This window comes from Pseudomonas sp. HY13-MNA-CIBAN-0226 (genome assembly GCF_040310305.1).
GTDB lineage: Bacteria > Pseudomonadota > Gammaproteobacteria > Pseudomonadales > Pseudomonadaceae > Aquipseudomonas > Aquipseudomonas gregormendelii.
In genome coordinates this window covers 1-426 of sequence record NZ_JBEOPS010000078.1, presented here as the reverse complement: position 1 = coordinate 426, position 426 = coordinate 1, and the positions used below count along the sequence as shown (strand labels likewise).

Annotated in this window: 1 protein-coding gene and 1 pseudogene; both read right to left on the bottom strand. The window is 50.2% G+C overall.

The features are described from left to right. Positions 1-269 (bottom strand): annotated as a pseudogene (locus AAEZ05_RS27835) (hypothetical protein); the annotation flags it as partial. Next, on the bottom strand, positions 262-426 hold the full coding sequence (locus AAEZ05_RS27830; RefSeq protein WP_350649761.1) for a DUF2523 family protein: 165 nt from the start codon (positions 424-426) through the stop codon (positions 262-264). The pseudogene AAEZ05_RS27835 and the gene AAEZ05_RS27830, both read right to left, overlap by 8 nt.

Below are 426 nucleotides of genomic sequence, written 5' to 3'. Positions count from 1 at the left end.
GCGAAATCTTGAACCCATTGAGGCGCTTCACGTCCGAGATCTGTGCCGCAATAACGCTGGACTTCATCGCAAAGAATGACAGAGCCCTCGGGCAATTCCTGCCATTTATCGATGTGCGGAATCTCTGTTACGCCATGATCGGCAGGAACAAATCCCTTAATGGGCGTGCAGTATTTAGGACGCGAGGCGTAATCCTTACTGTGCAAAAAATCCCATAGCTCATTGGAAGTTTTGCCTGCACCAGGGAGGCCTGTAACGAGCTTAAGCATTAGATTTACTCCCGGCTCGCTGGTAAGCAGCTTTGGCTACCTTGATTCCAACTGCCATGGCATAGGCAGCGAAAATGACAGTGACAGCATCGAAAATGCCGACAAAGCGGAAAAAATTGACAGCGTCCGCAGGCATGCCGTTGAGTCGTTGTGTGAT